Origin of the sequence: Mesorhizobium sp. B4-1-3, from assembly GCF_006439355.1 — a bacterium.
In the GTDB taxonomy this organism is placed as follows: domain Bacteria; phylum Pseudomonadota; class Alphaproteobacteria; order Rhizobiales; family Rhizobiaceae; genus Mesorhizobium.
This window is the reverse complement of record NZ_VFTG01000032.1, coordinates 21,694-46,671: the sequence shown is the minus strand read 5'-3', so window position 1 is coordinate 46,671 and position 24,978 is coordinate 21,694. Positions and strand designations below refer to the sequence as shown.

26 protein-coding genes and 1 pseudogene are annotated in these 24,978 nt (G+C 63.7%); 13 read left to right on the top strand and 14 right to left on the bottom strand.

Going from position 1 to position 24,978, the window contains the following annotated elements; all coding sequences use genetic code 11:
• Both FJW06_RS26740 and FJW06_RS26735 read right to left on the bottom strand, forming a co-directional pair.
• A partial coding sequence (locus tag FJW06_RS26740) for a site-specific tyrosine recombinase XerD (RefSeq protein WP_140756187.1) occupies window positions 1-849 on the bottom strand: 849 nt, incomplete at its 3' end.
• On the bottom strand, window positions 846-1,022 hold the full coding sequence (locus FJW06_RS26735) for a histidine kinase (protein WP_140756185.1): 177 nt from the start codon (window positions 1,020-1,022) through the stop codon (window positions 846-848). The genes FJW06_RS26740 and FJW06_RS26735, both read right to left, overlap by 4 nt.
• A gap of 188 nt (window positions 1,023-1,210) precedes the next feature.
• Here FJW06_RS26735 and FJW06_RS26730 point away from each other — a divergent pair, with 188 nt between their 5' ends.
• From FJW06_RS26730 to FJW06_RS26720, 3 genes are read left to right on the top strand one after another with little or no spacing between them, the layout of a single operon-like run.
• The gene (locus tag FJW06_RS26730) at window positions 1,211-1,840 is read left to right on the top strand and encodes a shikimate kinase (protein ID WP_140756183.1); all 630 of its coding nucleotides are present in this window, start codon (window positions 1,211-1,213) and stop codon (window positions 1,838-1,840) included.
• On the top strand, window positions 1,837-2,952 hold the full coding sequence (aroB, locus tag FJW06_RS26725; protein ID WP_140756181.1) for a 3-dehydroquinate synthase: 1,116 nt from the start codon (window positions 1,837-1,839) through the stop codon (window positions 2,950-2,952). Before FJW06_RS26730 ends, aroB begins: the two co-directional genes overlap by 4 nt.
• Window positions 2,949-3,842, top strand: coding sequence for a transporter associated domain-containing protein (locus FJW06_RS26720; protein ID WP_140756179.1), 894 nt, complete (start codon window positions 2,949-2,951; stop codon window positions 3,840-3,842). Before aroB ends, FJW06_RS26720 begins: the two co-directional genes overlap by 4 nt.
• Before the next feature lie 27 nt (window positions 3,843-3,869).
• Here the strand turns inward: FJW06_RS26720 and FJW06_RS26715 are convergent, their stop codons facing one another.
• The 3 genes from FJW06_RS26715 to FJW06_RS26705 are packed head-to-tail and all read right to left on the bottom strand — an operon-like array spanning window position 3,870 to window position 8,708.
• On the bottom strand, window positions 3,870-5,417 hold the full coding sequence (locus FJW06_RS26715) for a SpoVR family protein (protein WP_140756177.1): 1,548 nt from the start codon (window positions 5,415-5,417) through the stop codon (window positions 3,870-3,872).
• An 11-nt stretch (window positions 5,418-5,428) separates the two neighbouring features.
• The gene (locus FJW06_RS26710; protein ID WP_140756175.1) at window positions 5,429-6,739 is read right to left on the bottom strand and encodes a YeaH/YhbH family protein; all 1,311 of its coding nucleotides are present in this window, start codon (window positions 6,737-6,739) and stop codon (window positions 5,429-5,431) included.
• Window positions 6,740-6,758: 19 nt separating this feature from the next.
• Entirely contained in the window at window positions 6,759-8,708 is a 1,950-nt protein-coding gene (locus FJW06_RS26705; protein WP_140756173.1) for a PrkA family serine protein kinase, read from the bottom strand.
• A gap of 269 nt (window positions 8,709-8,977) precedes the next feature.
• Between FJW06_RS26705 and FJW06_RS30735 the strand changes: the two are divergent.
• Together FJW06_RS30735 and FJW06_RS30730 are read left to right on the top strand one after the other, a co-directional pair.
• A pseudogene (locus tag FJW06_RS30735) lies at window positions 8,978-9,355 on the top strand (alpha/beta hydrolase); the annotation flags it as partial.
• A 205-nt stretch (window positions 9,356-9,560) separates the two neighbouring features.
• Window positions 9,561-9,785 (top strand): hypothetical protein, encoded by a 225-nt coding sequence (locus tag FJW06_RS30730; protein WP_246674858.1) that lies wholly within the window; start codon window positions 9,561-9,563, stop codon window positions 9,783-9,785.
• On the opposite strand, the gene FJW06_RS26695 is transcribed toward FJW06_RS30730, so the two are convergent.
• Entirely contained in the window at window positions 9,786-10,088 is a 303-nt protein-coding gene (locus tag FJW06_RS26695) for a BolA family protein (protein ID WP_140756171.1), read from the bottom strand.
• A gap of 136 nt (window positions 10,089-10,224) precedes the next feature.
• On the opposite strand from FJW06_RS26695, the gene FJW06_RS26690 reads away from it, so the two are divergent.
• From FJW06_RS26690 to FJW06_RS26675, 4 genes are all read left to right on the top strand, one after another.
• The gene (locus tag FJW06_RS26690; protein WP_140756169.1) at window positions 10,225-10,848 is read left to right on the top strand and encodes a J domain-containing protein; all 624 of its coding nucleotides are present in this window, start codon (window positions 10,225-10,227) and stop codon (window positions 10,846-10,848) included.
• Between the two features lie 123 nt (window positions 10,849-10,971).
• Complete coding sequence (cobS, locus tag FJW06_RS26685) at window positions 10,972-11,958, top strand: cobaltochelatase subunit CobS (protein WP_041000295.1); 987 nt, start codon at window positions 10,972-10,974, stop codon at window positions 11,956-11,958.
• 54 nt (window positions 11,959-12,012) lie between these two features.
• Window positions 12,013-13,911, top strand: coding sequence for a cobaltochelatase subunit CobT (gene cobT / locus FJW06_RS26680; RefSeq protein WP_140756167.1), 1,899 nt, complete (start codon window positions 12,013-12,015; stop codon window positions 13,909-13,911).
• Entirely contained in the window at window positions 13,908-14,924 is a 1,017-nt protein-coding gene (locus tag FJW06_RS26675; RefSeq protein WP_140756165.1) for an esterase-like activity of phytase family protein, read from the top strand. Before cobT ends, FJW06_RS26675 begins: the two co-directional genes overlap by 4 nt.
• Window positions 14,925-14,950: 26 nt before the next feature.
• On the opposite strand, the gene FJW06_RS26670 is transcribed toward FJW06_RS26675, so the two are convergent.
• From FJW06_RS26670 to rpmB, 5 genes are all read right to left on the bottom strand, one after another.
• Complete coding sequence (locus tag FJW06_RS26670; protein WP_140756163.1) at window positions 14,951-15,760, bottom strand: hypothetical protein; 810 nt, start codon at window positions 15,758-15,760, stop codon at window positions 14,951-14,953.
• Between the two features lie 222 nt (window positions 15,761-15,982).
• Window positions 15,983-17,758 (bottom strand): GtrA family protein, encoded by a 1,776-nt coding sequence (locus FJW06_RS26665; protein ID WP_140756161.1) that lies wholly within the window; start codon window positions 17,756-17,758, stop codon window positions 15,983-15,985.
• Window positions 17,759-17,840: 82 nt separating this feature from the next.
• Window positions 17,841-18,515, bottom strand: a complete 675-nt coding sequence (locus tag FJW06_RS26660) for a hypothetical protein (RefSeq protein WP_140756159.1) — start codon at window positions 18,513-18,515, stop codon at window positions 17,841-17,843.
• A gap of 86 nt (window positions 18,516-18,601) precedes the next feature.
• Complete coding sequence (locus FJW06_RS26655; protein WP_140756157.1) at window positions 18,602-19,288, bottom strand: queuosine precursor transporter; 687 nt, start codon at window positions 19,286-19,288, stop codon at window positions 18,602-18,604.
• Window positions 19,289-19,399: 111 nt separating this feature from the next.
• Complete coding sequence (gene rpmB, locus FJW06_RS26650) at window positions 19,400-19,696, bottom strand: 50S ribosomal protein L28 (RefSeq protein WP_095767449.1); 297 nt, start codon at window positions 19,694-19,696, stop codon at window positions 19,400-19,402.
• Between the two features lie 256 nt (window positions 19,697-19,952).
• On the opposite strand from rpmB, the gene FJW06_RS26645 reads away from it, so the two are divergent.
• From FJW06_RS26645 to FJW06_RS26635, 3 genes are read left to right on the top strand one after another with little or no spacing between them, the layout of a single operon-like run.
• On the top strand, window positions 19,953-20,744 hold the full coding sequence (locus tag FJW06_RS26645; protein ID WP_140756155.1) for a DUF3108 domain-containing protein: 792 nt from the start codon (window positions 19,953-19,955) through the stop codon (window positions 20,742-20,744).
• A gap of 33 nt (window positions 20,745-20,777) precedes the next feature.
• Complete coding sequence (locus FJW06_RS26640) at window positions 20,778-21,665, top strand: EamA family transporter (protein ID WP_140756153.1); 888 nt, start codon at window positions 20,778-20,780, stop codon at window positions 21,663-21,665.
• Window positions 21,662-22,351 (top strand): lysoplasmalogenase family protein, encoded by a 690-nt coding sequence (locus tag FJW06_RS26635; protein ID WP_140756151.1) that lies wholly within the window; start codon window positions 21,662-21,664, stop codon window positions 22,349-22,351. Before FJW06_RS26640 ends, FJW06_RS26635 begins: the two co-directional genes overlap by 4 nt.
• Before the next feature lie 27 nt (window positions 22,352-22,378).
• On the opposite strand, the gene FJW06_RS26630 is transcribed toward FJW06_RS26635, so the two are convergent.
• From FJW06_RS26630 to gloB, 3 genes are all read right to left on the bottom strand, one after another.
• Window positions 22,379-22,672 carry a hypothetical protein gene (locus FJW06_RS26630; RefSeq protein WP_140756149.1) on the bottom strand — a complete coding sequence of 98 codons (294 nt, stop codon included), beginning with the start codon at window positions 22,670-22,672 and terminating at the stop codon, window positions 22,379-22,381.
• 101 nt (window positions 22,673-22,773) lie between these two features.
• Window positions 22,774-23,202 carry a cupin domain-containing protein gene (locus FJW06_RS26625; RefSeq protein ID WP_140756147.1) on the bottom strand — a complete coding sequence of 143 codons (429 nt, stop codon included), beginning with the start codon at window positions 23,200-23,202 and terminating at the stop codon, window positions 22,774-22,776.
• A 51-nt stretch (window positions 23,203-23,253) separates the two neighbouring features.
• Window positions 23,254-24,021 carry a hydroxyacylglutathione hydrolase gene (gene gloB, locus FJW06_RS26620; protein WP_140756145.1) on the bottom strand — a complete coding sequence of 256 codons (768 nt, stop codon included), beginning with the start codon at window positions 24,019-24,021 and terminating at the stop codon, window positions 23,254-23,256.
• A 134-nt stretch (window positions 24,022-24,155) separates the two neighbouring features.
• On the opposite strand from gloB, the gene FJW06_RS26615 reads away from it, so the two are divergent.
• Entirely contained in the window at window positions 24,156-24,932 is a 777-nt protein-coding gene (locus FJW06_RS26615; protein WP_140756191.1) for a methyltransferase domain-containing protein, read from the top strand.
• The last annotated feature ends 46 nt before the right edge of the window (window positions 24,933-24,978 follow it).

The window sequence follows — 24,978 nt, the reverse complement described above, 5'->3', positions numbered from 1 at the left end:
GATCTGCGTGGTCGAGATATCGGCATGGCCTAGGAGTTGCTGAACGGCTCTGAGATCGGCGCCGTTCTGCAGGAGATGGCTGGCAAAAGCATGGCGAAGCACATGCGGCGAGATCTTGGCCGCTTCTATCCCCGACCGGGCGGCCAAGCCCTTGAGATCGCGGGCGAAAACCTGCCGGGAGAGATGGCCGCTGTCGGAGGAGGCCGGAAACAGGAACGGGCTCTCGGCAAAGACCGGCCGCTCGGCCCTTGCGGCAAGCCAGGCCCGCATGGCGGCGCGCGCCTTGGCCGACAGCGGCACCATGCGTTCCTTGTTGCCCTTGCCGCGCACCATGAAGAAACGGTCGTCGCGCAGCGCCACCGTCACCGGCAGTCCGACCAGTTCCGACACCCGCAGGCCGGTAGCGTAGAGTACCTCGACCAGCGCGTGCAGGCGCAATGCCGCCAACCGGTCGCCACCCGGTGCGGTTTCGGCCGCCTCCTGCGCTGCCCGGTCGAGCAGACGGCCGGTCTCTGCCTCGCTCATCGTCTTCGGCAACGGCCGGCCCTTGCGCGGGCTGTCCAGCGTGCCGGTCGGGTCGTCGCCGCGCAGGCCTTCGCCGTAGAGGAATTTGAAGAATTGCCGGATCGCCGACAGCTTTCGGGCCTGGGAGGTCGGCGCGAAGCCCCGTGCGGCGATACCGTCCAGATAGGCGCGGATGTCGGCCGATCCCGCGCCGGCAAGCCCGCCTTTGATCGCTTCCGAAGCGTCCTCCAGGTCGCGGCGGTAGGATGAAAGCGTGTTTTCGGCCGCGCCCCGCTCGGCACTCATCATTTCGAGGAAGGCTTCGATGCGGGCGGCACTGTTCATCGGGCCGGGATCAGCGCTTCGTCAGTTTTCTTGGGGTTTAGCTTTTCGGCTGGAATGCGGATGCTCATTTCCGCCTTTTTGGGCTCCACGAACATCGCCAGCGCGAACATCGCGCCATAGGCAATGCCGGCAAGGACCGCCAGCGTCACGACGAAGCGAAACAAAGTCGGCATTCAATTTTCGCCCGTCTTGTTGTTCTGCGATTCCAGAGCCCTGTGCCCTTATGGGACGCCAATCCAGGCAATTCAAGGACGAAGGATTCCGGTCGACAGAGGTTTTGCCGGAAAAGCTTCCTAGACGTTTATCCGCGCGCGCTTGACGCAAACAGGCTTTTGATGTCGAAACGGCGCAAAGAGGCCCGATGAACGCTCTGCCAGCAACTCCGATGGACGAAGGCCGCGCCGCGCTGATCCAGGCGCTCGGCAGCCGTTCGATCGTCTTCGTCGGGCTGATGGGGGCCGGCAAGACGGCGATCGGCCGCAAGGTGGCGACGATGCTTTCGCTGCCCTTCATGGATAGCGACCAGGAGATCGAAAGCGTCTCGCGCATGACGGTGCCGGAGCTGTTCGAGCGCTATGGCGAGCCGGAATTCCGGGCGCTGGAGCAGCGCGTGATCCTGCGCCTGCTGGATAACGGCCCGCAGGTGCTGTCGACCGGCGGCGGCGCCTTCATGAACGCGCAGACGCGCGAGGCGATTTCCGCGCATGGCGTATCGGTCTGGCTGAAGGCCGATCTGGACCTGTTGATGGAGCGCGTCTCCAAGAAGCAGAACCGGCCGCTGCTCAAGAATCCCGATCCGCGCGGTGTGCTGGAGCGCCTGATGGGCGAGCGCTATCCGGTCTATGCCACGGCCGACCTGACTGTGCCCACACGCGACGATCGCAAGGAGATCATTGCGGGCGAAGTAATCTGCGCGCTTTGCGGTCATCTGGGGGTCGTCGCGATCGCGACAGGCGCTACAAGCGCCACAACCGACGAGGCGGAGTCGTGAGCGAGGCGGTGAAGGTCGAAGTCGGGCTCGGCGACCGCGCCTATGACATTCTCATCGGCTCGGGGCTCCTGGCGCGCTCCGGCGAAGAGGTCGCGCGCCGCCTTCCCGGCACCCGCGCGGCCGTCGTCACCGACCAGAACGTCGCCGCCGCGCATCTCGACACGCTCAAGGCGGGGTTGGAGAAAGGCGGCATCCAGTCCGCCGTCATCACGCTGCCCGCCGGCGAAAGGACCAAGAGCTTCGCCCATCTCGAGGAGGTGGTTGACGGCGTGCTCGCCGCAAAGCTCGAACGCCGCGACGTGGTGATCGCGCTCGGCGGTGGCGTCATCGGCGACCTTGCCGGCTTCGCCTCCGGCATCGTGCGGCGCGGCATGAATTTCGTGCAGGTCCCGACCTCGCTGCTGGCGCAGGTCGATTCCTCCGTCGGCGGCAAGACCGGCATCAACAGCGCGCGCGGCAAGAACCTTGTCGGCGTGTTCCACCAGCCAAGGCTGGTGCTCGCCGACACGGGCGTGCTCGACACGCTGCCGATCCGCGAGTTCCGCGCCGGCTATGCCGAGCTCGCCAAATACGGGCTAATCGATCGTCCGGCCTTCTTCGCCTGGCTGGAACAGAACTGGCGGGACGTTTTTGCGGGCGGCCCGGCGCGGATCGAGGCGATCGCCGAGGCCTGCCGCGCCAAGGCCGACGTCGTCGCCCGCGACGAGTTCGAGACCGGCGACCGCGCGCTGCTCAATCTGGGCCACACATTCGGCCATGCGCTGGAAGCCGCCACGCAATATGACGGCGCGCGCCTCGTCCATGGCGAGGGCGTCGCCATCGGCATGGCGCTGGCGCATCGTTTTTCGGCGCGGCTCAACCTGGCAAGCCCGGACGATGCGGAACGCGTCGAGGCGCATCTGCGCGCCGTCGGCCTGCCGTGGCGGATGGCCGACATTCCAGGCGGGCTGCCGGACGCCGAGGCGTTGCTCGGCTTCATCACCCAGGACAAAAAGGTCTCGCGCGGCGCGCTAACCTTCATCCTGACGCGCGGCATCGGCCAATCGTTCATCGCCAAGGACGTGCCGTCCTCGGAAGTTCTGGCTTTCCTCAAGGTGAGCCATCCCGGATGAACGGCGCCGGCTGGATCGTCGCCGCAGCCCTTGCCGCCATCGTGCTTTTGGCGCTTCTGTTCCGCGCCCGGTTGCTTGCCGCTTGCGGCTATCAGCTGCGGCCGATCGAGCCGCCGCAGCGGTCCGAGCGCAACGGCAACGATGAAGACCACGATGCCCGCCGCGAGGGCGCGGCTGCCGGTGAGCAGCGCAACCGGCTCGAGGGTCTCTTCGACCTCGATGAGCTCGAAGTGTCGGACGTCATGGTCCACCGCACCAATATGCGCTCCGTCAATGCCGACAATGCGCCCGAAGCGGTGGTGCGCGAGATCCTCACGAGTCCGCACACCCGGATGCCGCTGTGGAAGGGCTCGCTCGACAACATCGTCGGCGTCCTGCACGCGAAGGATCTGCTGAGGGCCCTCAACGAGGTCGGCAACGACTTTTCGCGGATCGACGTCATGAAGATCGCGGCGAAGCCGTGGTTCGTGCCGGACACCACCACCTTGCAGGACCAGCTCAACGCCTTCCTGCGGCGCAAAGCGCATTTCGCCATCGTCGTCGACGAGTATGGCGAGGTCGAAGGACTGGTGACGCTGGAGGACATCATCGAGGAGATCGTCGGCGAGATCGCCGACGAGCACGATATCGACATGCAGGGCGTGAAGAAGGAGGCGGATGGTTCCGTCGTCGTCGACGGCACGGTGCCGATCCGCGACCTGAACCGCGCGCTCGACTGGGACCTGCCCGACGAGGAGGCGACGACGATCGCCGGTCTCGTCATTCATGAGACGCAGTCGATCCCGGAGGAGAAGCAGGCTTTCACCTTCCACGGCAAGCGTTTCGTGGTGATGAAGCGCGACAAGAACCGTATTGCGAGGTTGAGGATCAGGCCGGCGGGTGAGGGCTGAGGCGGCCTGAGGTACGAACAATGTCGCTCAAAGTTCCTTGGTCCAGCGCTCGCTGAGCGTTGCGCCGGTTCCGCCGTCGATTGCGGCCAGGCTGACGTCGTAGCCCCAGAGGTTGCGGATATGGCGCAGCGTCGCGTCGCGGCTTTCAGCTTCGAGCATCACGCCGTCCTTCACCGTGTGCTGGAGCCGCAGGTGCCGGTCGCCCAGAAGGTCGACGTCGACCACCTGGATGTCGGGGCGACTGGCGCCGATATCGTAGCTTTGCGCCAACGCCGACCGTATCTTTGCATAGCCGCGCTCGTTGTGGATGGAGGCGACTTCGTAATGCGGCTCGTCGGCGCCGTCGGCCAGCACGAAGAGCCGCCATTTGCGGATCAGCGCCGGGCTCAGATACTGGCGGATGAAGGATTCGTCGCGGTGGTTGGCCCAGGCGTCGAGCAGTGTGTCGCGCCAGTCGCCGCGGCCGGCGATGTCGGGAAACCAGTCGCGGTCCTCGGTCGTCGGCGCGGTCGAGATGCGCTGGATATCCTGCATCATGTCGAGACCGAGCGCATAGGGATTGATGCCGGAAAAGCGCGGGTCGTCATATGCCGGCTGGAAGATGACGTTCGAGTGGTTGCGCAGGATCTCGAGCATGGCGCCTTCGCTGATGCGGCCACGATCGAACAGCGTGTTCATCAGCGTATAGTGAACGAAGGTGGCGCAGCCTTCGTTCATCACCTGGGTTTGCCGCTGCGGATAGAAATATTGCGCGATGACGCGCACGATCCTGACGATCTCGCGCTGCCAGGGTTCAAGGACGAGGCTGTTTTTCTCCAGGAAATACAGCAGGTTCTCTTCCGGCAGATTGAGCGATTTCTTCCGCTCGGCCGCATTGTCGTTACCGCCAGTTTTGGTCTCGCCGGTTTCTTGCGGCGGCGGCAGCGTTCGCCAGAGATCGTTGAAGGAACGCTCCTCGTATTCGAGGCGCTCGCGCAGCCCTTCGCGCTGTTGCTCGGATGACAGTTTCGGCGGCCGACGGTAGCGGAATACGCCTTGCTCCATCAGCGCGTGGGCCGAATCCAGGATCGCCTCGACGGCGGCCAGGCCATGCCTTTCCTCGCATCGGGCGATGTAGCTCTTGGCAAAATCCAGATAGCTCAAAATGCCGCCGGCGTCGGTCCATTGCTGGAAGAGATGATTGTTCTTGAAGAAATGGTTGTGTCCAAGCGCGGCATGGGCGGTCACCAGGGCCTGCAGAGCCATGGTATTCTCTTCCATCAGGTAGACGATGCAGGGATTGGAATTGATGACGATTTCATAGGCCAGGCCGCGCGCGCCCTTGCGGTAGAGTAGCTCGTCGTGGAGGAAACGCTTGCCGAACGACCAATGCCGGTACATCAGCGGCATGCCGACCGAGGAATATGCGTCGAGCATCTGCTCGGAAGAGATGACCTCCATCTGCACCGGATAGATATCGAGACCAAGCTCTTCGCGGCCGACCGCTTCGATCTCGTCATAGACCTGGGACAGTTTCTTGAAATCCCAGTCCGACCCGGAAAACAGCAGCTCGGATTTGCGCGCCTGACTGACCATTGCCGTAGCCCTCAGGCGCTCTTGCGCAGATCGGGCTGCCTGGCGAAGAGCTGTCGGAAGACCGGATATATGTCGGCCGGCGCGGCGATGCGCCTCATCTGGAAGTTCGGCCATTTCCCGTCGACGGCGTTGTAGGCGCGCCACAGCGACGTCCCGTTCTCGGTCGAGCCGAAAATATGGCTTTCCCGCTCGTCGATGATCTCCACATAGGCGAAATACTGGCAAAGCCGCATGAGCTTGCGGTCGAGCAGTTCTATGCAGCGCTCGGAGTCGGTGGCGAAATTGTCGCCGTCGGAGGCTTGGGCGGCGTAGATGTTCCATTCGGCGACGGGATAGCGTTCCTCGATGATGCGGTGCATTTCCTCGAGCGCGGTGGAGACGACCGTGCCGCCGCTTTCGGTGTGATAGAAGAATGTATGCTCGTCCACCTCCTTGGCTTCGTGGGTATGGCGGATGAAGACGACCTCGATGCGCTCGTAGCGGCGCGTCAGGAAAAGATGCAACAGCACGAAGAAGCGTTTGGCCAGGTCCTTCTCGCGCTCTCCCATCGAGCCCGAGACGTCCATCAAGCAGAACATGACCGCGTTCGCATTGGGCACGGGCTGGGGATCGAAGCGATTGAAGCGGATGTCGACCGGATCGACATATGCAATGCGCCTGCGCCGGCGCTCAAGTCGGTCCAACTGTTCGCGCAGGTTGGCGATGCGTTCGCGCAACGCGGCACTTGCCGGCTTCGCTTCCAGCTCGGCAATCTGCATGGCGATCGCGTCGAGCTCTGCCTGTTTGGGCCGTCTCAGCGCGATGCGCCGCCCATGGCTGTTGCGCATCGTGCGGCCGACATTGATGTTGGTCGGCGCCCCGCTTGCCGCGAAACCTGCCCGCCTCGGCTTGTAGCTCAATATCTGCTTGAGGTTGAGCTTGACCAGATCGGGCAGTTCGAGGTCCTCGAAGAAGAGGTCGAGCACTTCCTCGCGCGACAGCACGAAACGGAAGTCGTCTTCGGACTCCGTGGTCCCCGGGGCGGACCCAAAGCCTTCACCGCCGCCCGGCTTGGCGATAAGGTCGCCGGGGCTGAACGTCTTGTTGCCGGGCAGGATGTGTTGGCGCCGGCCGCTTGCCTTGTCGTTGCTGAAGGTCGGTTCGCTGGTGCCTTTGCGGGGCATCGGCACGGTGTGCTCGCGGTCGATGTCGGCGATACCACCGGTGCGGACGTGGTCGCGGATGCTGCGCTTGAGCTCCTCCCGGGCACGCCTGACGAAGCGCTGGCGATTGCCCAGGCTCTTGTCCTTCGGGTTCAGGCGGCGGTCGATGAAGATCGGCATGGAACCGTTCCGGCGTTGTTTAGCCCGCCTTGTTCACGCGCATGTACCAATCGACCAGCCGTCGCACCTGCCGCTGAGTGTAGCCGCGCTCCATCATGCGCTGCACAAATTCATTGTGCCGCTTCTCCGTGACGCTGTCCTGCTTGGAGCCGAAGCTGATCACCGGCAGCAGGTCCTCGACCTGGCCGAACATGCGCTTCTCGATAACCTCGCGAAGCTTTTCATAGCTCGTCCAGGAGGGATTGCGGCCATGGTTGCGCGCCCGCGCGCGCAAGGTGAATTTGACCACTTCGTTGCGGAAGTCCTTGGGATTGGCGATGCCGGCGGGTTTCTCGACCTGCGACAGTTCCTTGTCTAGCACCTCGCGGTTGAGGATCTGGCCGGTGTCGGGATCCTTGTAGTCCTGATCCTCGATCCAGGCATCGGCGTAGGCGATGTAGCGGTCGAAGAGATTCTGGCCGTACTCGCTGTAGGACTCCAGATAGGCCTTCTGGATCTCGTGGCCGATGAACTCGGCATAGCGCGTCGCGAGTTCCGACTTGATGAACTCGAGATAGGCGGCTTCCGTTTCCTTCGGGAACTGCTCGCGTTTGATCGCCTCCTCGAGGATGTACATCAGGTGCACCGGGTCGGCGGCAACCTCCTTGGTGTCGTAGTTGAAGGTCTGCGACAGGATCTTGAAGGCGAAGCGGGTGCTGACCCCGGTCATGCCTTCGTCGACGCCGGCGGCATCGCGATATTCCTGGACCGACTTCGCCTTCGGATCGACCTCCTTGAGGTTCTCGCCGTCATAGGCGCGCATCTTGGTGTAGAGCGGCGAGTTCTCATGCTCGGCGAGACGGGTCGAGACGGTGAAGCGGCTGAGGATGTCGAGCACCTCGGGCGCGCAGGGGCTGTTCGCCAGCTCGCTCTCGCGCAGCAGCTTCTCGTAGATGTGCCGCTCCTCGGTGATGCGCAGGCAATAGGGAACCTTGACCACCAGGATGCGGTCGAGGAAGGCCTCATTGTTCTTGTTGTTCTTGAACTGCTGCCATTCCGACTCGTTGGAATGGGCGACGACGATGCCCTGATAGGGGAAGGAGCCGAAATTCTCGGTGCCGTTGTAGCTGCCTTCCTGGGTTGCCGTCAGCAGCGGATGCAAGACCTTGATGGGCGCCTTGAACATCTCGACGAATTCGAGCAGGCCTTGCGTCGTCCGGTTGAGGCCGCCGCTGTAGGAATAGGCATCCGGGTCCGACTGGCTGAAATTCTCCAATTGCCTGATGTCGACCTTGCCGACCAAGGCCGAGACGTCCTGGTTGTTCTCGTCGCCGGGTTCGGTCTTGGCGATGGCGATCTGACGCAGCCGCGACGGCATCAGCTTGACGACGCTGAATTTGGAGATGTCGCCCGATAGCTCATCGAGGCGCTTGGCTGCCCAAGGCGAAATCAGTCCGTTCAGGCGGCGGCGGGCGATACCGTATTTATCCTCCAGCAGATCGCCCATGCGGTCGGGATGGAAAAGGCCAAGCGGCGACTCGAAGATCGGGCTGATCTGGTTGCCGACTTTGAGCGTGTAGATCGGCCGCTCTTCCATCAGCTTCTTCAGCCGTTCGGCGAGCGAGGACTTGCCGCCGCCGACCGGGCCGAGAAGGTAGAGGATCTGCTTGCGCTCCTCCAGTCCTTGCGAGGCGTAGCGGAAATATCCAGCGATGCGCTCGATCGTGTCCTCCATCCCGTAGAAATCGGAGAAAGAGGGATAGATCTTGATGGTCCGGTTGGAGAAAATGCGGCCGAGCCGTTCGTCCTTGCTGGTGTCGATCAGATTCGGCTCGCCGATCGCCTCGACCATGCGTTCGGGCGCCGACGCATACATGGATTTATCTTCACGGCAGGCCAGCAGGTATTGCTGGAGACTGATCTCTTCCTGGGCGGCGTTGGAATAAATCTCCGAAAACAGATCGAAGACGTCGGATTGATTCTCGCGCATGGTGCTTTGCCTCGGAGCCGATGGGCTGCCAATCGGCTCATCGCTGCATCAACTGCCGGAAAGCACTGTTGGTTCCCTCACGTGAAGGATAGCGCATGCAATCTGGCATTGACCTCGGTTGATACCCGACGCGGCCGAAATGCTCGCCCTGCAAAATACGTGGTGATTGCCGCCGGAGCTTCAAGGGCGGGATCTGGTTTGGCACCCACAAGTTGTTGTTATTGATCCAATCGAGGTGCGCGGCGCGCTTCCGCCGGCGCCGGCCGGAGATGACAATGATCAGTCGACGCAGCTTCATCGCGGCATCGCTGGGGGTGCTGCTGCCGAAAGGTGCATCAGCCGCCGGGCGTCCGGGCCAGCCAGCACCGCAAACCGTTGACTACGGTCCGGCCAAGCTCGACATCTACGCATCGGACGCGAATAACGCACCGGTGGTCTTCTTCGTCCATGGCGGCGCCTGGCGGTTCGGCAAACGCAGCCAGGTCGGCGCCAAGCCGGGCTTCCTGCTTGCCAACGGCTTCGTCTTCGTCTCGATCGATTACCGTCTGTTGCCGCAAGCCGATGTCGCCATGCAGGCCGACGATGTCGAACGAGCCTACGCCTATGTGCGCGCCAATATCGCCCGATACGGCGGCGACCCCAGTCGCATCGTGGGTATGGGCCATTCGGCCGGCTGCCATCTGGTTGCCTTGACCGGCATGCGCGGCGGACTGCCCGGTGTCGTCGCGCTGATCCTGGACGATACCAGGGCCTACGATTTTGTGGCGCTTTTCAGGAGTGGCGGCATGGTGGGTGCCTATGCACGCGCTTTCTCCGACCCGACACAGTGGGCGGCGCTGTCGCCGGCGAGCCATGTCGACGACAGGAAGCATCCGCCGCCCTTTATCGCCCATTCGCGCGCCCGGGCGGGGCGAAGCGTCGCAAGCTTTCTCGAAAGGCCTGCGCGCCACCGGAACCAACGTCACGCTGTTCGACGGCAGCGCCTACACGCATATGTCGATCAATCGCGATTTCGGCAAGGAGGGCGACGCCTTGACAAGCGCGGCCCTGGCGTTCCTCAAGGCGACCGTGGGCTAATTACCAGCGCGTCTTCTCGCCCGGCGCGGCCGGCTCGATCGCCAGCGCATGCACGCCGGCCTTCAATTCGTCGGCAAGCAATTCGTTGACGGCGCGGTGGCGCTCGACGCGGCTCATGCCGGCAAAGGCGGCCGAGACGACGCGGACGCGAAAATGCGTCTCGCCGGTGCCGTCGAAGTGCGTTTCGTGGCCGTGCTCGACATGGTGATGGCCGGCGTGAAGGTGGCTTTCATTGATGACGGCGAGCCGTTCGGGCGAGAACGCCGCCTTCAGCTTATCTTCCATGGTTGCCTGTATGGACATTCGGGCTTCCCTTCACCACATTTACGGCACAGCCGCAAAATCTACGTTTTCGACCGCTTTTAAGCCGCGATTCAGCGGTTAGGGCGATCATCGGCGAAATGTCAATTCTTGTTTCGCATATGCGAACAGCCCATAAATGGGGGAGATGAAAGCGTATCCCAAATATTTCGAGAAAATTCGAATCCGGCCGGAGAAGGACGCGGAGCTGAAGTCGCGCGCCCCGGTCTGCCAGTGGGATGGCTGCAACGAGGCCGGGACGCATCGCGCACCGGTCGGACGCCTCAAGGAGGGCGAGTATTTCCGCTTCTGCTTCGAGCATGTGCGCGAATACAACAAGGGCTTCAACTATTTCTCCGGCGTGTCGGACAGCGAGATCGCACGCTTCCAGAAAGAGGCGCTCACCGGCCACCGGCCGACATGGCGCATGGGCGCCAACGGCGGCGGGACGCGCTCGGCGCCCGATTTCGCGCAGCAGCGTTCGGGTCGCGCCAGCTACTACAACCGCATGCGCGATCCGTTCAATCTGTTCGGCGCCGGCGCGCGCGAGCCGCGCGAGCGCAAGGCAAAGCCGCTTGAGGCCAAGGCGCTGGAAACGCTTGGCCTTGACACAAAGGCGACTGGTCAGGACATCAAGGCGCGTTATAAGGAACTCGTTAAGCGCCATCATCCGGATGCGAATGGCGGCGACAGAGGTTCGGAAGACCGGTTCCGCGATGTGCTGCAGGCCTATCGCGTGCTCAAGCAGGCAGGATTGTGCTGAGCGGCTCTACGGTCCGTGTCGTTTTCCAACTTTCACAAGGTTGGAAAAGGCTCTAAGACCGCCCCCGGACAAAATCGATTGCCGGCGAAACGCGGCGTTTCGCCCGTGGAGACGTTGATAGTGATGAACAAGGTCGATCGCGACATCGCCAACCTGCCCGACACGACGGTGTCGGTGAAGGAGAAATTCGGCTTCGAGTCCAAGATGGTCGTTCCCGCCTATTCGGCGGCGACCGAGCACGTGCCGGACATCGACCCGGATTATCTGTTCGACAAGGCGACGACGCTGGCGATCCTCGCCGGCTTTGCCTACAACCGCCGCGTCATGGTGTCGGGCTATCACGGCACCGGCAAGTCGACGCATATCGAGCAGGTGGCGGCGCGTCTCAACTGGCCCTGCGTGCGCGTCAACCTCGACAGCCATGTCAGCCGTATCGATCTCGTCGGCAAGGACGCCATCGTCGTCAAAGAAGGGCTGCAGGTCACCGAATTCCGCGACGGCATCCTGCCCTGGGCCTATCAGCACAATGTCGCGCTCTGCTTCGACGAATATGATGCCGGCCGTCCGGACGTGATGTTCGTCATCCAGCGCGTGCTGGAATCGTCGGGCCGGCTCACGCTGCTCGACCAGAGCCGCGTCATTCGTCCGCACCCGGCCTTCCGGCTGTTCGCCACCGCCAACACGGTCGGCCTCGGCGACACCACCGGCCTCTATCACGGCACGCAGCAGATCAACCAAGCGCAGATGGACCGCTGGTCGATCGTCACCACGTTGAACTACCTGCCGCACGACAACGAAGTGAACATCGTGCTGGCCAAGGCCAAGCATTATCGCGACAACAAGGGCAAGGACATCGTCAACAAGATGGTGCGCGTCGCCGACATGACACGCTCGGCCTTCATCAATGGCGACCTGTCGACCGTGATGAGCCCGCGCACCGTCATCACCTGGGCCGAAAACGCCGAGATCTTCGGCGACATCGGCATGGCGTTCCGGCTGACCTTCCTCAACAAGTGCGACGAACTGGAGCGTTCGGTGGTGGCCGAGTTCTACCAGCGCGCTTTCGGCGAGGATCTGCCGGAGAGCGCCGCCAACGTGGTGCTGGGATAGGCGCGCAGCTGAAGGTGTCCAGCCTTTCGGCATGAAAACGCGCAGGGAATGACAATGGCGGGTCCAGGCGACAACACGCGCAACAAGCCGAAGAACGGGTCTGAAGCGGACGGCTTCAAGCGCGCCGTCACTGTCTGCATGCGCGCCGTCGCCGGCGACAAGGACCTCGAGGTCGGTTTCGCCAAGGACCGGCCGGCGCTGGCCGGCAACCGTGCCCGTTTGCCGGAACTGCCGAAGAAGGCGTCCCGCAACGACATCGCGATCACGCGTGGCCTGGGCGATTCCATGGCGCTGAAGCGCGCCTGCCACGATCAGCGCATCCACAACAAGCTGGCGCCGGAAGGCAAGCTTGCGCGCTCCATCTTCGATGCCGTCGAACAGGCGCGGGTTGAGGCGATCGGCAGCCGCGCCATGCAGGGTGTCGCCGACAATATCGGCTCGATGCTCGAGGACAAATACGCCAAGGCAAACCTTGACGACGTCAGGGACAAGGCGGACGCGCCTCTCGAAGAGGCGGTCGCGCTGATGGTGCGCGAGAAACTCACCGGACGTCCCGTGCCGAAGAGCGGTGAGCGGCTGGTCGACCTCTGGCGTCCCTGGATCGAGGAGAAGGCGAGCGCCGATCTCGACGGCCTGTCGGCCAAGCTCGATGACCAGCAGGCCTTTGCCCGCGTCGTGCGCGAGATGCTGGTTTCCATGGAAATGGCCGAGGAGCTCGGCGACGACCAGGAAACGGACGACTCGGAGGAAAACGAAGAGAACGAACAGCAGGGCGAGGAACAGAGCGAGGAAGGCGGCGAGGAGGATTCAGGCTCCGAGCAGTCGCAGTCGGAGGATGCCGAGGCCTCCGCCGACGAGGAAGAGTCGGCCGAAACCGAAGCGACCGACGCCACCTCGGACGACCTATCCGACGAGGATGATTCCGACGCCGAGACGCCTGGCGAGGCCAAGCGCAACGACAATCCGTTCCTCAACCTGCCGAAAGAGATCGACTACAAGGTCTTCACCATCGCCTTCGACGAGACGGTCGGCGCCGAGGACCTGTGCGAGGAAGAGGAGCTCGAACGGCTGCGCGCCTTCCTCGACAAGCAGTTGGCCAACCTTTCCGGCGTCGTCGGGCGGCTCGCCAACCGGCTGCAGCGCCGGCTGATGGCGCAGCAGAACCGCTCCTGGGATTTCGACCTGGAGGAAGGCTATCTCGATCCGGCGCGCCTGGTGCGCGTGGTCATCGACCCAATGCAGCCGCTGTCCTTCAAGCAGGAGCGCGACACCAAATTCCGCGACACGGTGGTGTCGCTGGTGCTCGACAATTCGGGCTCGATGCGCGGGCGTCCGATCACGGTCGCCGCCACCTGCGCCGACATCTTGGCGCGCACGCTGGAGCGCTGCGGCGTTTCGGTGGAAATCCTCGGCTTCACCACGCGGGCTTGGAAAGGCGGACAGGCGCGCGAGAAATGGCTGAAGGACGGCAAGCCGCCAAATCCCGGCCGGCTCAATGACCTGCGCCACATCATCTACAAATCCGCCGATCATCCGTGGCGGCGTGCGCGGCGCAATCTCGGTCTGATGATGCGCGAGGGCCTGCTCAAGGAAAACATCGACGGGGAGGCGCTGCTTTGGGCGCATAACCGGCTGATCGGCCGGCCGGAGCAGCGCAAGATCCTGATGATGATCTCGGACGGCGCGCCGGTCGACGATTCCACGCTCTCGGTTAATCCGGGCAACTATCTGGAGCGGCATCTTAGGGCGGTCATCGAGCTGATCGAAACACGCTCGCCGGTCGAGCTTTTGGCGATCGGCATCGGCCACGACGTCACGCGCTATTATCGCCGCGCCGTCACCATCGTCGACGCCGAGGAACTGGCGGGCGCCATGACCGAGCAGCTCGCCTCGCTGTTCGGCGAGGAAAGCGCGCGCGATACGCGGCGCGGCGGCTTGCGGCGCGCCGGATGATCTTTTCGGGGCGGCGTGCGCGGCGGACGCTTTTCGCCTGCATGCTGGCCTATGCCTCGCCGACCATCCCCGCCCCGGGCCCTCCCGTCGAGACGGTCGAGATTTCGGCGCGGCCGATCAGCCAGTTCCATGTCGGCCATGACGAGACGCGGTTCGGGCCGCTCGAATTCGTCGGCGGGCTGGAAATGACCTCGCCGGCGCGCGATTTCGGCGCGCTGTCGGCCTTTCGCTTCCTGGAGCCGGGCGGCGATTTCATCGGTGTCGCCGACACCGGCTTCTGGTTCTTCGGCACGATCACGCATGACGCCGGCAAGCGGCCGTCGGGCGTCAAGAATTTCCGCATGCAGCGGATGGTCGATGCCTCGGGCCGGCCGATCGACCGGAAATGGAAGGTCGATGCGGAAGGGCTCGCGGTCAAGGACGGGGTTGCCACCGTCGGCTTCGAGCGCGACCAGCGCGTCGCTCAGTTCAAAATCGATCCCGATAATATGAAGGCGCCGCTGAGACAGCTCGACTACCTGGTCCCGCTCAAGGAACTGCGCCAGAATCGCGGCTTCGAGACCGTCACCCACGCCGATCGTTATGGACAGCACGAGGGCGGCTTGGTCGTGGTTTCAGAGAGGAGCCTCGACAAGGCGGGCAATGTCTACGCCGCCGTCATCGAGGGGGCGCATAAGGGCGTCTTCACCGTCAAGCGCGACGGCGATTTCGACATCACCGACGGCGCCTTCCTGCCGGACGGCGATCTGCTGCTCCTAGAGCGCAGCTTCTCGATCGCGCGCGGGGTAAAGATGCGGTTGCGGCGCATCTATGGCGAAAGCGTCGAGAAGGGAGCGGTCGCCGACGGACCGGTGCTGATGGAGGCCGACATGGGCTACCAGATCGACAATATGGAAGGGCTGGACGTCTGGACCCGCAACGACGGTGCGCTGATGGTGTCGCTGATATCCGACGACAACCATTCGATCCTGCAGCGCAACCTCTACCTGGAATTCATCCTGCATCAGGACTGAGCAAGGCCGGCCGGCGAGCGCCGAGATTACCGGCCGACATGGCGGACTTCGTTCATCACGAAATTGGCCGCGCGCTTGCTCCGGTTGCGGATCTTGAGCGTCGCGGTGTTGTCGACGAAATAGGTGTGAAGGATGCTGTCGCGGGTGCGGACCTCCGGTCCGACGGTGTCGACCGCATGCCAAGTGTCGGTGCCGACCGCGAAAGCGTAGCCTGTATTCGGCGAAAACGACATCCGGTGCGAATTCTCGAAACGTCCGTCCGGCATGCGCTTGGCGAAGCGGGTGCCGATATGGTTGATCGAGTCGTCCTCGGGTAAATAGAACTGCACCGTGATGCCCTTCCATTTCGTGTCGGTGTGGAAGCCGATCTTGTAGCCCGCCACGTCGCGGGTCAGCATCGGCACGGGATACATGCCGACCTTCATGAAATCCGAGCCGAATCGGCGCTCCAGGCCCGGGGCAAGGCGGCGCATGAAGGCTTCCTTCAGTTCCGGCGCATGCAATGCCTTGCCGACCAGGGCCCAGACGGCCCGCTTCTCGTTGGGCAGATGGCGGATATATTCGGGGTAGAGGTCGATCTTGATCCGCGTCGCGGTTCCGTCAGCCTTGATATTCACATTGTTGCGCCCCTTGAGCGCACGATATTCGCGTGCCTCCGGCATGGCGGCGCGCATGCGCTGATAGAGGTCCGCCGGAAAGACATCCGTCATCTCAAGATGCCAGAACGGCTTTTCCACAAAGGCGGCGCGGTTCACGGCATCCACCATGTGGGAGACAATGTGCTGCAGCGTTTCTGTGGCTGATGCTGGCGCCGCCGCGCCGTCTATGGCCGACATGGATGTCCTCTCCCCAAGCTGAAAACCCCGAATCCAAATTCCTTGCGTACATATATCGCCGCGAGGGCGAAATGCTAACCAAAGTACAGGCTGGATTGCAATGATCCATGCGGCGGACTTCAATCGCGGTTTTCTAAATTACGGGATGATGTCGCATCGGCGCGAACCGTGCGCGTTAAAGAGGGTGCGGTTGACGATGCTGATGTGGCCGCGGGCCGATATTCAACGGACCTTGTAGATCTCGATCGGCTTTCCCGAGGTAGACTGGTCCATTTCGAGCCACGCTGGCGGATCTCCCCGCAGCAATGCTGCGGCAAGGCCATTAGGCGCGTCCAGGCCCAGCGATATCTCTTCCGTGTTGCCGCGACAGATCGCGACCAGTCCCACATGCTCGCGCTCGATCATGGCGCGGGCGGCATCCGGCGTGCCCAGCAACGCGTCGAGCATGGCGAGGTTGCCGCCGATATTGCGGTGGTAAGGGCCGGCCAGCGCCCGGTGGCCGGTGAACATCAATATCCCCGAGCCGAGATTGGACGAGGCAAGCACCGTCGTCGCCGGCATGGCGGCCAGATCGCGGAAGTCGCCCGGCTTGCCGCACGTCACGGCGTGGTCGGGATCGGAATTGATCCGCTGCGGCGCCTTCTGGACCATGGATTGCGCCGCCACCGCGACGCCGGCCCAGGTCGCGTTGAGGGAGACCAGCCACGCCATCACGATGCCGGTGGAGAGGCGCCATGAGGGCGCGGTGTCCGCCCGCAGGCGAATCTTCGCGATCCAGGCCGAGAGCGGCAATACGGCGAAGGCGACGGAGAAGGTCGAGCCGCGCACCTGCCAGAGGCTGACGACGAAGGCGGCGAGGAGCAGGACGGCGGCGAGCATCTCGGCGCGGCGCAGCCGACGGGTTCGGAGCTGAAAGCCGACCAGCAGGATCGCAATGAAAGGCGTCACATAGCGCGCCGCCATCAGCTTCGGCTGGTGGACGGCGACGCTCCAGAAGGGCTGCGCTTCGACCACGTCGGCCAGCCAATAGGTGCGGATACGTTCGTCCATGCCCGCATAGGGCGATGCCAGGCATTGCGGGAAGAACACGATCACAACGACCGCGACCGCCGCCATCAGCGCCAGCATCGAAACCAGCCGCGCCCGGCGGCTCGATGCGGCAAAGGTACTGGCGATCACGAGGCCGAAGCCGGACAATGCGGCCACGGCGAACTGGAAGGAGGAGAAGGCGTCGCATTGGGCTGTGCCCCAATCGGCCGGCCGGATGGTCGCTACGAAGACCAGGCAGGCGATGCCGGCAAATCCGAGGCCGAAGCCTCGTGCGGTGACGCGCTCCTCGTCATCGAGGATGAACAGGACCGCGGCACAGATGCCGAGCACCGCCACATAGGGAGCGGTCTCCATGCCGACAGCCAGCGTCAGGCCGGCGCAAATGCCCGACAGAAGAGCCCCGGGCCGCCAGGAGGGCGCTTCCATCAGAAGCCAGAGGCCGGCCGCCGTCAGCAGCAGCTGGACATTGTGGTGATCGATCACGCCCGGGCTGTAGATCACCAGATAGAACAGCGCCGCCGTCGACAGAATGACTGCCGGCATCGCGACATTCGCGGCGGCGAAACGCTGCGAGGCGCGCATGAGCACGAATATGGTCAGCCCGTAGAGGAGGGTCGGCCAGATGATCTGCGCGGCGCGCTCGGCGGTGGCCGTGCTGGCGCTCAGCGCATCGAAGGCCATGATGATCAGCGCGAGCGGCGTATCGACAAGCCGCGACCAATGCATGACGAAGCCGCCCGAGATGCCCATCCTGTATTGGTGGAGATCGAACCAGCTTTGGCCGCCTAGCAGGTCGCGAACCTCGACCAGCCGCAGCATGCTGTCATTATCGGCGCCATAGTCGCCAAGGGTCGGAAAACCGGAAACGGCGTTGATCGTCAGCACCACCAGCATGGCGCACAACGCAAGCAGGAGATCGTTTTTCCAACCGGTGCCTTGCACGGTCATGCTGGTTGCAATGCCCTAGAGAATTTCCGCGATCCTGCATCATCGGGCGTAACAAAGCGTAAAGCCGCTGTGGCTGAAAGCGTCAGGCCTGGTTGGTAGCAACCCAGATGACGTGGCGGGCGCCGCGCTTGCCGTTGGCCCGCGTGTTGATCTCCTCGACCACGAAGCCGGCCTGCTTCAGCCGCCGGGTGAAGCCGCTGTCCGGCCCCTGCGACCAGATCGCCAGAACGCCGCCGGGCGTCAAGGCGGCGCGCGCCGCCGCCAGGCCGGCCGCGCCATAGAGCGTGTCATTGCCCGTGTAGACGATGCCTTCGGGACCATTGTCGACGTCGAGCAGGATGGCATCCCAAGCGGCCTTCTGCGCTCTTATCAGCTGGCCGACATCGGCTTCTCGAATGCTTACGCGAGGGTCGTCGAGGCAGCCGTCGAAGATGTCCGCCATCGGGCCGTGCGCCCAGGCGATGACCGCGGGGACGAGTTCGGCGACGGTCACGGCGGCGTCGCCATCGAGCGCTGCGAGAGCGGCGCGCAAGGTGAAGCCCATGCCGAGCCCGCCGATCAGGAGCCTCGGCCGCTTGCGCCCGGCGATCCGCTCGCAGGAAAGCCTGGCGAGGGCCTCCTCGGAGCCGCTGAGGCGGCTGTTCATCAGCTCGTTGGCGCCGAGCATGATCGAGAATTCAGTGCCGCGCTGCTTCAGACGCAACTCCTGGCCACCATCGGGCGTGCGGGCAGAATCAAGCTGAACCCAGGGGATCATGACCTGATTACACTTGCTGGAATCATGCTCTCTCGTTTTGTTTGGAGCATCATTTTTTCCAAAAAACCGGCCCCCACCTTTTGGAATCATGCTCCGGCCGCGACCGCCGGCTGGCTCCAGCGGGCGGCGAGCAGCCTATAGGGGATCAGCGCCACCACGGCGATGATGAGCTTCATCGAAAGGTCGCCAAGCGCCCAGGACACCCAGCGCATCGTCTCGGCCGGCAGCACGCCCATCAGCGGCGCCGTCTCCAGCGCGAAGCTGTCATTGGGGCCGGCAAAGGCGAAGACGGCGGAGAAGGCAACGCCGAAGAACACGACGGTGTCGAACACCGAGCCGACCAATGTGCCGACGATCGGCGCGCGCCACCAGCTCTGCCGGCGCAGACGGTTGAACACGGTGACGTCGAGCAATTGCGCGGTGAGGAAGGCTGCACCCGAAGCGGCGGCGATCCGCACCAGCCGGTCGGCAGCGGTTTCGAACTCGATCAGGCCATGGCGGAACAGGAAGGGCGGGATCAGGATCGAGCAGGTCACCGCGGTCATGAAACCGACGAACACCACCTTGCGCGCCACGGCCGGGCCGTAGCGGCGGTTGGCGAGGTCGGTGACAAGGAAGGAGAAGGGATAGGTGAAGGCGCCCCAGGTGAGCAGGTCGGCGAGCGACAGGCCGCCGATCTCGCCCTGCATCGGGAACTGCACGAGGATGTTCGAGGCCACGACGACGAGCGCCATGGCGGCCACGAAGGGCAGATATCGTGTCAGGAAGCTCATTTTTTTATCCTGGGTAATGGAACCAGCGGAGCGTCATGCCGACGCTCGCTCATAGTCCGAGCACCGGCCGGGCCGGTGCTCGAGGCGGTCGTCCCCCGCCTGATAGCTGCTTTAAGCGGCCGACTGCTCGGCAAGCTTCTTGGCGATCTGCTTCTTCAGCAGGCGCGCGCGCTGCGACAGTTCCTTGACGTCGGCCTTGGCCAGGAAGGCGTCGAGGCCGCCGCGATGCTCGACCGAACGCAGCGCGTTGGCCGAAATGCGCAGGCGAACGTTCTGGTTCAGCGCTTCGGAAATCAGCGTTACATTGACCAGGTTCGGCAGGAAGCGACGCTTGGTCTTGTTGTTGGCGTGGCTAACATTGTTGCCGGTCTGGACTGCCTTGGCAGTGAGTTCGCAGGTGCGGGACATTTGTCTAACCTTCAGTTTCTAAACCTGCCAAACCATTCTGCCCGCGCCAGGCGGCGCGCGGTCTCGGTCAGGCGGCCTTTGGAAAAGTTGGCGTTCCATAGTGGCATTTCGCCATTGCGTCAAGCTCCGACACGTCGCCGGCTGTCGGTCGCGCTCCATATAAAGGCCGGATTTTACACTATAAGCCCTTCGCGAAGGGATATGCCAGGCTGGAGCCGCTGTGTTCCGGCCGAACCGCAGGGATTCGCCAGCCGCCATGCTCCGTCCATCTCACACATTCGCCGCCCTGCTTGCCCTTGCTGCGCCGGCGACCAGCTTCGCCGCCGCGGCGCCGCAGTCCTTCAAGGGCGAATATACGGTGTCCTATCTCGGCCTCTCGATCGCCAGGGCGACCTTTTCCAGCCGCTATGTGGGCGATACCTATACTATCAACGGCACCGTCTCCGCCGCCGGGCTTGGCAGGCTGTTCGACGACACGAAAGGCACGATTTCGTCGAAAGGCACCATTTCCGACAAGGGGATGACGCCGCAGGTGTTCAGGGCCGATTATACGTCCGGCAAGAAAACCTCGATGGTCGACATACGCTTCAGCAACGGGGCGGTCACCTCCACGCAAGTCGTTCCCGCTCCAGGCAAGCGCGATCCGAAGAGCTGGGTGCCCATCGGCGACGGAGACCTGAAATCGGTGCTCGATCCGATGGCCGCGACCGTGATCCATGCCGACAGCCTGGACAAGGTCTGCGGACGCACGGTCAAGTTCTATGACGGCGAGATGCGCGCCGACCTGAGCCTGACCTATGCCTCCAAGGGTTCGATCTCGGTGCCCGGCTACAAGGGCGACACGGTGACCTGCAAGATGGGCTTCGAGCCGGTGGCGGGCTACCGCAAGGGTCGCAAGGCGCTGAACTTCCTTAAGAACAAGAGCCGCATGCTGGTGACGTTTGCGCCGGTCGGCCAATCCGGCGTATATGCGCCGATCCGCGCCACGGTCGGGACCCAGATCGGTCCGCTGACCATCAGCGCCGGACGGTTCGAAGCGGTAAACTAGATCAGGCGCCGCCGCGCGCCGGCGGGGGGAGATATGGGGCGCGCAACACTGATCGGGTTTTCGGCGGTCGCCATGTGGGCGTTGCTGGCGCTGCTCACCAATGCCTCGGGGCAGGTGCCGCCGTTCCTGCTTTCGGCCATCACCTTCGCCATCGGCACCTGCGTCGGGCTGGCGGCGCGGCTGGTGACGCCGGCCGCCGACAAAAGCCAGAGGATCCCGCCGCAGGTTTGGGTGATCGGCATAGCCGGCCTGTTCGGCTACCACTTCTTCTATTTCACGGCGTTGCGCAATGCGCTGGCGGTCGAGGCGAGCCTGATCGCCTACCTGTGGCCGCTGCTGATCGTGCTTGGCTCGGCGCTGATGCCGGGAGAGCGGCTTGCCTGGAACCATGTCGTCGGCGCGCTGCTCGGCCTCGCCGGCACCGTCCTGATCGTCACCAAGGGCGGCGGGCTGGCCTTCGACGCGCGCTATGCCTTCGGCTATGCGATGGCCGCTATCTGCGCGCTGTTGTGGTCGTCCTATTCGCTCTTGTCGCGGCGCTTTCCGTCGGTGCCGACCTCGATCGTCACCTGGTTCTGCGCGGCGACGTCGGCACTGTCGCTTGCCTGCCATCTGCTGCTTGAGAAGACGGTGCTGCCGGACAGCCTCGGACAATGGCTGGCCGTCATCGGGCTCGGCCTGATGCCGGTGGGCGCGGCCTTCTATGCCTGGGACATCGGCGTCAAGCGCGGCAACATCCAGGTGCTGGGCGCTGCGAGCTACGCCGCGCCGCTTCTGTCGACGCTGGTGCTGATCGCAGCTGGCGTCGCCGAGCCGTCGCTGCGCATCCTCGCGGCCTGCGTGCTCATCACCGGAGGCGCCGCGCTCGCGGCGAAGTCGCTGCTGATGCGCAAGCCGGCGGCCAAGGAGGTCAACGCATGATGCCGTTTTCCGGCGGCATCGAGGCCAACGCCAACGCGACGCTGCTGTTCTCGTTCGTCGCGGCCGTGATCTACGCCTTTGCGCTCGACATGCCGCCGAACTGGACGCGCACGGCGGCAAAGACGCTTGCCGTGGCTTTGCTGGCCGTGCTTGCCGCCACGCAGGGCGGTCCGCTGCTGCTGGTCGCGGCGCTGGCACTCAGCGCCGTCGGCGACGCCTTTCTGTCACGCGACGGCGAAAAGGCCTTTCTCGGCGGGTTGGCGAGCTTTCTCGCCGGTCATATCGCGTATGTCGCGCTGTTTTCGCAGGCAGGCGGTGGGCTCGGCCTGTTGAGCGCCGAACCCTGGCGCGGCGCGATCGCCTTGGCCATGGCCGCATTCAGCATCATCATGCTTGCCGCGCTCTGGCGCCGCGTCGGCCCGCAGCTGCGCATCCCGGTCGCCGTCTATGTCGCGGCGATCCTCGCCATGGGCATTTCGGCGCTCACGACCAATGCTCCCTGGGTAATCGCCGGCGCGGTGCTGTTCATCGCCTCGGACGGGCTGCTGGCTACCGAGCGCTTCCTGCTCGTGGCGATCTCGCCGCATCGCGTGTGGATGCGCCACGCGGTCTGGGTGCTTTATTACGCGGCCCAGTTGGCGATCACGCTGGGGTTCTTGTTGGGTCGTCTTGATCTTTGGTCCTGAGTTCGATGGATGGCAGCAAACTGATGCTCATCGCAGCAATATGGAACGGAGTGTCAGGTATGTCATGTATAAGGATGCACCGAGGGCGATGAAAAAAAGCGCAGCGGACAAGCGCTTTTGAAGCGTTGGAGATTGTTTCCATTCCTGAAACAGTCTCCAGAACCAGAAGATCAGGTAGGCTTCAAGGAGCGTGCTCATTGCAAGCAGCGCGACAAATATGCTCTTCGGAAAAATAGGTCGCAACAGAAGACCTGCTACGCCGATCGCGACGAAGGCAGCAATGAGTGCTTTGTTTCGCCCGGGCAGCCGATGGTCATTCATCTCGACACGTCCCTGGCGTACTTTTAACGATGCGTATCCGGATCATCCAACATGCTGGCAAGCATTGGTTGCACCACAGTTAATGGGGCTGTCTTTCGGTATCATGTCTGCGGTTGCCAGCCAGGCTGGGCCAGCTCGAAAGCGGCGAAATCGAAGCCCGGCGCCACGGTGCAGCCGACCAGCGTCCATTCGCCGAGGCTGCGCGCCGACTGCCACCAGCCGGCCGGCACGACGATCTGCGGCCGCTCGCCGGCGGTAAGGGCCGTGCCAAGCACCTGCTCGATGACGGCGCCTGCGCCTTCCTCATGCATCGACAGCGCCAGCGGCGCTCCAGCATAAAAATGCCAGACCTCGGCCGCGTCCTTCACCCGGTGCCAGGCCGAAAGCTGGCCGTGCTCGAGCAGGAAGTAGATCGCGGTCGAATGATCGCGCGGGCCGCCCGCGGCGTCGCGAAAGGTCTCGGCGTACCAGCCGCCCTCGGGATGCGGCTTGAGGCCTAGCGTTGCGATGATCTCGGCGGCGCTGGTCATGGCGGTCTTTGCTGCGAAGAACGTCGAGCCTTTTGGTCGACTGCGGTGGAACTAAAAATTGTCCTTGCGCTTGCGGATTTCGGCGAACACTTCGGCATCCGAGGCTTTCTCCATGCCGAGATGCTTGCGGATCCCCGGATCGTGCCAGCGCAGGAACGGATTGGTCGACAGCTCTTCGCCGATGGTGGTCGGCAATGTCGGCTTGTTGTCGGCGCGCAGCGCCTCGATCCTTGCCGCGCGCTGCTTCAGCGCCGGATTGCTCGGATCGACCGTCACCGCGAAACGGGCATTGGCCAAGGTGTATTCGTGACCGCAATAGATGGCGGTTTGCGCCGGCAGCGCTGCCAGCTTCTTCAGCGATTCATACATGACCGGCGGCTTGCATTCGAACAGCCGGCCGCAACCCAGCGCAAACAGCGTGTCAGCGGTGAAGGCCATCTTCGAGGCCGGCAAATAATAGGAGACATGGCCGGCGGTATGGCCCGGCGTCTCGATCACCTCGATCCGCTCCTCGCCAAGGCGCACGACCGAGCCCTCGCCAACCGTCTCGTCGATGCCGGGGATCTTCGCCTTCTCGGCCTCCGGGCCGACGATGCGCAATTTGAAGCGCTCCTTCAACGCGAGATTGGCTTCGACATGGTCGGCATGATGGTGCGTGGTGAGGATCAATGTCGGCGTCCAGCCTGTGCGCTTGACCGCCGCCAGGATCGGCGCCTCTTCCGGCGCATCGATGATCGCCGTCTCACCGCTCTTCGGATCGTGGACCAGCACGCCGAAATTGTCGGTGCGGCACATGAACTGCTCGATTTCGACCGGCATCGCATGTCTCCCGTTGTCGTCGCAGACATAGGGCGGGCGGGCGCCGATGTCATCCGGGTTTGTTGAGCTTGGCGCATTTGTTGAACCGGGCGCCTTTGTTGAACTTGGCAGGCTTCACGGCTACCGTCCCGCGCATGCATTCGGATATCGTCGACCTGCGCTCCTTCTACGCGTCCACGCTCGGCCAACTGGCCGAGCACTCGATCACCATGGCGCTGTCGTCCATTTGGGCAACCGTGCCCAATGAGCGCCTGGTCGGTCTCGGCTACACGCTGCCCTGGCTGGAACGCTTCGGCACCGATGCCGAGCGCGTCTTCGCCTTCATGCCGGGGACGCAGGGCGCGGTGGTGTGGCCGGCGACCGGGCCGGCGGCGACAGCACTGGTCTTCGACGAGGAACTGCCGCTGGTCGATTCCTGCATCGACCGCGTGCTCCTGGTGCATTCGCTTGAACATGCCGAAAATCCGCGCGAGACGCTGAACGAGATCTGGCGCGTGCTGTCGCCGGCGGGCAGGGTGGTCATCGTCGTGCCCAACCGGCGCGGCGTGTGGGCGCGCTTCGAGCACACGCCCTTCGGCAACGGCCGGCCGTTCTCGCGCGGCCAGCTGACCGAATTGCTGCGGGAGGCGAATTTCACCCCGGCGACATGGAGCGATGCGCTGTTCTTCCCGCCGTCGCCGCGGCGTTTCATGATGCGGTTCCACAATGTGCTGGAGAGGGCCGGCCGGCGGTTCTGGCCGATCTTTTCCGGCGTGATCGTCGTCGAGGCGCAGAAACGGCTCTATCAGGGCGTGCCGGTCGCGCAGCGCGCCTCTCGCCGCGTCTTCGTGCCCGTCTTCTCGCCGCAGGGGGCAACGCGGCTTGGCCGGCACGCGACCGACGGCGCGCCTGGCCATGTGACACGTTCGTGATCACCGCCGCGCCTTGCATCGCGCAGCGATCATCACCCTATCTGGG

Bases quoted from the DNA above. Each gene is read 5' to 3' on its own strand.
- FJW06_RS26735 (WP_140756185.1), bottom strand. From the start codon at position 1,022: ATGCCGACTTTGTTTCGCTTCGTCGTGACGCTGGCGGTCCTTGCCGGC.
- FJW06_RS26730 (WP_140756183.1), top strand. From the start codon at position 1,211: ATGAACGCTCTGCCAGCAACTCCGATGGACGAAGGCCGCGCCGCGCTG.
- FJW06_RS26720 (WP_140756179.1), top strand. From the start codon at position 2,949: ATGAACGGCGCCGGCTGGATCGTCGCCGCAGCCCTTGCCGCCATCGTG.
- FJW06_RS26715 (WP_140756177.1), bottom strand. From the start codon at position 5,417: ATGGTCAGTCAGGCGCGCAAATCCGAGCTGCTGTTTTCCGGGTCGGAC.
- FJW06_RS26710 (WP_140756175.1), bottom strand. From the start codon at position 6,739: ATGCCGATCTTCATCGACCGCCGCCTGAACCCGAAGGACAAGAGCCTG.
- FJW06_RS26705 (WP_140756173.1), bottom strand. From the start codon at position 8,708: ATGCGCGAGAATCAATCCGACGTCTTCGATCTGTTTTCGGAGATTTAT.
- FJW06_RS30730 (WP_246674858.1), top strand. From the start codon at position 9,561: ATGTCGACGACAGGAAGCATCCGCCGCCCTTTATCGCCCATTCGCGCG.
- FJW06_RS26695 (WP_140756171.1), bottom strand. From the start codon at position 10,088: ATGTCCATACAGGCAACCATGGAAGATAAGCTGAAGGCGGCGTTCTCG.
- FJW06_RS26690 (WP_140756169.1), top strand. From the start codon at position 10,225: ATGGGGGAGATGAAAGCGTATCCCAAATATTTCGAGAAAATTCGAATC.
- cobS (WP_041000295.1), top strand. From the start codon at position 10,972: ATGAACAAGGTCGATCGCGACATCGCCAACCTGCCCGACACGACGGTG.
- cobT (WP_140756167.1), top strand. From the start codon at position 12,013: ATGGCGGGTCCAGGCGACAACACGCGCAACAAGCCGAAGAACGGGTCT.
- FJW06_RS26675 (WP_140756165.1), top strand. From the start codon at position 13,908: ATGATCTTTTCGGGGCGGCGTGCGCGGCGGACGCTTTTCGCCTGCATG.
- FJW06_RS26670 (WP_140756163.1), bottom strand. From the start codon at position 15,760: ATGTCGGCCATAGACGGCGCGGCGGCGCCAGCATCAGCCACAGAAACG.
- FJW06_RS26665 (WP_140756161.1), bottom strand. From the start codon at position 17,758: ATGACCGTGCAAGGCACCGGTTGGAAAAACGATCTCCTGCTTGCGTTG.
- FJW06_RS26660 (WP_140756159.1), bottom strand. From the start codon at position 18,515: ATGATCCCCTGGGTTCAGCTTGATTCTGCCCGCACGCCCGATGGTGGC.
- FJW06_RS26655 (WP_140756157.1), bottom strand. From the start codon at position 19,288: ATGAGCTTCCTGACACGATATCTGCCCTTCGTGGCCGCCATGGCGCTC.
- rpmB (WP_095767449.1), bottom strand. From the start codon at position 19,696: ATGTCCCGCACCTGCGAACTCACTGCCAAGGCAGTCCAGACCGGCAAC.
- FJW06_RS26645 (WP_140756155.1), top strand. From the start codon at position 19,953: ATGCTCCGTCCATCTCACACATTCGCCGCCCTGCTTGCCCTTGCTGCG.
- FJW06_RS26640 (WP_140756153.1), top strand. From the start codon at position 20,778: ATGGGGCGCGCAACACTGATCGGGTTTTCGGCGGTCGCCATGTGGGCG.
- FJW06_RS26635 (WP_140756151.1), top strand. From the start codon at position 21,662: ATGATGCCGTTTTCCGGCGGCATCGAGGCCAACGCCAACGCGACGCTG.
- FJW06_RS26630 (WP_140756149.1), bottom strand. From the start codon at position 22,672: ATGAATGACCATCGGCTGCCCGGGCGAAACAAAGCACTCATTGCTGCC.
- FJW06_RS26625 (WP_140756147.1), bottom strand. From the start codon at position 23,202: ATGACCAGCGCCGCCGAGATCATCGCAACGCTAGGCCTCAAGCCGCAT.
- gloB (WP_140756145.1), bottom strand. From the start codon at position 24,021: ATGCCGGTCGAAATCGAGCAGTTCATGTGCCGCACCGACAATTTCGGC.
- FJW06_RS26615 (WP_140756191.1), top strand. From the start codon at position 24,156: ATGCATTCGGATATCGTCGACCTGCGCTCCTTCTACGCGTCCACGCTC.